This is a genomic window from Pseudomonas fuscovaginae SE-1 (assembly GCF_000364705.1).
Lineage (GTDB): Bacteria > Pseudomonadota > Gammaproteobacteria > Pseudomonadales > Pseudomonadaceae > Aquipseudomonas > Aquipseudomonas fuscovaginae_A.
Genome location: NZ_AQOH01000236.1, coordinates 1 through 3,189, shown reverse-complemented (window position 1 = coordinate 3,189; position 3,189 = coordinate 1). Strand labels below are relative to the sequence as shown.

The 3,189-nt window shown below is 62.6% G+C and carries 3 protein-coding genes; 2 read left to right on the top strand and 1 reads right to left on the bottom strand.

All coding sequences use genetic code 11. From position 1 onward, the window contains the following. Positions 1-173: 173 nt before the first annotated feature. Entirely contained in the window at positions 174-1,034 is an 861-nt protein-coding gene (locus K675_RS0120265) for a MurR/RpiR family transcriptional regulator (protein ID WP_198291663.1), read from the bottom strand. A 210-nt stretch (positions 1,035-1,244) separates the two neighbouring features. Here K675_RS0120265 and zwf point away from each other — a divergent pair, with 210 nt between their 5' ends. Together zwf and pgl are read left to right on the top strand one after the other, a co-directional pair. Beyond that, complete coding sequence (gene zwf, locus K675_RS0120260) at positions 1,245-2,714, top strand: glucose-6-phosphate dehydrogenase (RefSeq protein ID WP_017905305.1); 1,470 nt, start codon at positions 1,245-1,247, stop codon at positions 2,712-2,714. Next, positions 2,701-3,189 (top strand): 6-phosphogluconolactonase (gene pgl, locus K675_RS0120255; RefSeq protein WP_037006921.1); only part of this gene is annotated, 489 nt, incomplete at its 3' end. The genes zwf and pgl, both read left to right, overlap by 14 nt.

Sequence of the window (3,189 nt, the reverse complement as noted above, 5' to 3'; positions counted from 1 at the left end):
GCAGGCCGTTACCGGCCCGAACACAAAAAATCTGACACTCCCCCTTGCAGCCCAGCGCGGGCAAGCCCGCTCGCCACAAAAGCCTGCCACAAAAGCCTGCCACAAAAGCCCGTCACAAAAGCCCGTCACAGCAACGGCTCGCGGCAGCCCTGTTGCAACCCGCACCGCCGTGCTCAGTCGTACTCGTCGCCCACCGGATAGCGGCTGGCGTTGAGGCTTTCCTTGATCTTGCGCAGGTGTGGCTGGAAGTCCACGCCGCGGCGCAGGGTCATGCCGGTGGCCAGTACGTCGAGCACGGTCAGTTGGACGATCCGTGAAGTCATCGGCATGTAGATGTCGGTGTCCTCCGGCAGTGGAATGTTCAGGCTCAGGGTGCTGGCCTTGGCCAACGGCGAGCCGGCAGCGGTCAGCCCCAGTACCGAGGCGCCGTTGGCCCGGGCGATGCGCGCCACTTCCACCAGTTCCCGGGTGCGGCCGGTGTAGGAAATGATCACGAACAGCTCGCCGGTATGGGCGACCGAGGCGATCATGCGTTGCATCAGCACGTCGGCATGGGCCGTGACCGAGATGTTGAAGCGGAAGAACTTGTGCAGGGCGTCCATCGCCACCGGCGCGGAAGCGCCGAGACCGAAGAAGTGGATCTGCCGGGCCTGGGTCAGCAGGTCTACGGCACGGTTGACCTGCTCCGGGTCGAGCACCTTGCTGACGCTGTCGAGGGAGGCGATGGCGCTGGCGAAGATCTTCTGCGTGTAGGCCTCGGAGTTGTCATCGGCTTCCACCGCCCGGCTGACATAGGCCGCGCCGCTGGCCAGGCTCTGCGCCAGTTGCAACTTGAGCTCCGGGTAGCCGCTGACGTCGAACGAACGACAGAAACGGTTGACCGTCGGCTCACTGACCGAGGCCGCCTGGGCGAGGGCGGCGATGCTGTAGCGGGTCGCCTGCTGCGGGTTGAGCAGGATGACTTCGGCGACTTTGCGCTCGGCCTTGTTCAGGTCTTCGAGGCGATTCTGGATCTGTTCCAGCAGATTTCGCACGCGGTCCATGTGGTGTTCCTTGGTTCTGCAATGCATGGGAGAACGCGTTTTGGCGGTTCTCGGCGGTGGCCTATCCTACTGATGGTGCCTGTGGACCACCACTCGCAATCGTGATTTTGAAGAAATGTTGTGTTTATTACTACATTTTTTCCTTGAGTGATGCCTCGAAAAAAGGTATTTATCGTTTAACTTGATAAAAGAACAAACATCATGCCTTCGATAACGGTTGAACCGTGCACCTTTGCCTTGTTCGGCGCCTTGGGCGACCTGGCGCTGCGCAAGCTGTTTCCTGCCTTGTATCACCTCGATGGCGCCGGCCTGCTGCACGAGGACACGCGCATTCTCGCCCTGGCCCGTGAGCCGGGCAGCGTCGACGAGCACCTGGCTACCATCGCCAGCGAACTGCGTGAGTTCGTCGAGGCGAAGGAGATCGATGAGGCGGTCGTCGAGCGTTTCCTCGGCCGCCTGAGCTACCTGCATGTGGATTTCCTCAAGCCCGACGACTATGTGGCCCTGGCCGACACCGTCGGTCCGGGCGAACAACTGATCGCCTACTTCGCCACGCCGGCGGCGGTATACGGTGGGATCTGCGAGAACCTGGCGAAGGTCGGCCTGGCCGACAACACCCGGGTGGTGCTGGAAAAACCGATCGGTTCGGACCTGGAGTCGTCACGCAAGGTCAACGACGCGGTGGCGCAGTTCTTCCCGGAGAACCGCACCTATCGCATCGACCACTACCTGGGCAAAGAGACGGTGCAGAACCTGATTGCCCTGCGTTTCGCCAACAGCCTGTTCGAGACCCAGTGGAACCAGCACTACATTTCCCACGTGGAGATCACTGTCGCCGAGAAGGTCGGCATCGAAGGCCGCTGGGGCTACTTCGACAAGGCCGGCCAGTTGCGCGACATGATCCAGAACCACCTGTTGCAGCTGCTGTGCCTGATCGCCATGGACCCACCGGCCGACCTGTCCGCCGACAGCATCCGTGACGAGAAGGTCAAGGTGCTCAAGGCGCTGGCGCCGATCAGTCCGGAAGGCCTGACCACCCAGGTGGTACGCGGCCAGTACATCGCCGGGCACAGCGAAGGCCGCTCGGTGCCGGGTTACCTGGAAGAAGAGAATTCCAACACCCAGAGCGACACCGAAACCTTCGTCGCCCTGCGTGCCGACATCCGCAACTGGCGTTGGGCCGGCGTGCCGTTCTACCTGCGCACCGGCAAGCGCATGCCACAGAAACTGTCGCAGATCGTCATCCACTTCAAGGAGCCGTCGCACTACATCTTCGCCCCCGAGCAGCGCCTGCAGATCAGCAACAAGCTGATCATCCGCCTGCAACCGGACGAAGGCATTTCGCTGCGGGTGATGACCAAGGACCAGGGCCTGGACAAGGGCATGCAACTGCGCAGCGGGCCACTGCAATTGAATTTCTCCGACACCTATCACAGTGCGCGGATTCCGGATGCCTACGAACGTCTGCTGTTGGAAGTGATGCACGGCAACCAGAACCTGTTCGTGCGCAAGGATGAAATCGAGGCGGCGTGGAAGTGGTGCGATCAGTTGATCGCCGGCTGGAAGAAATCCGGCGATGCGCCCAAGCCCTATGCGGCCGGGTCCTGGGGGCCGATGAGCTCGATTGCACTGATCACGCGCGATGGGAGGTCGTGGTATGGCGATATCTGAATTGAAACTGCCCAAGGGCGTGATCGGACAGGCGTTCCGCACGCCGGCGCTGCTGGCCGAAGGTCAGGCCCTGGCGGTGGCGCAACAACTGCGCACGGCGATTGCCGCCCGTGGCGTGGCGACCCTGGTGGTTTCCGGCGGGCGCAGCCCGGTGGCGTTCTTCCAGAACCTGGCCAAACAGGATCTGGACTGGAGCCAGGTGGTGATCAGCCTGGCCGACGAGCGCTGGGTTCCGGTCGAACATGCCGATAGCAATGCCGGGCTGCTCAAGCGTCATCTGCTGCAGGGTGCCGCGGCCAGGGCACGTTTCATCGGTCTGTACAACGCCGCGGCCAACCTGGATGAAGCGGCGCGGCAGGCCGATCAGTTCCTCGCCGAACTGCCGGACATCGACGTGCTGGTGCTGGGCATGGGGGACGACGGCCATACCGCTTCGTTGTTCCCGGGCAGCCCGAACCTGCAGGCCGCCTTGCAG

What these genes read in the sequence shown, in the direction of transcription:
- zwf (WP_017905305.1), top strand. Translation starts at nt 1,245, where the DNA reads ATGCCTTCGATAACGGTTGAACCGTGCACCTTTGCCTTGTTCGGCGCC.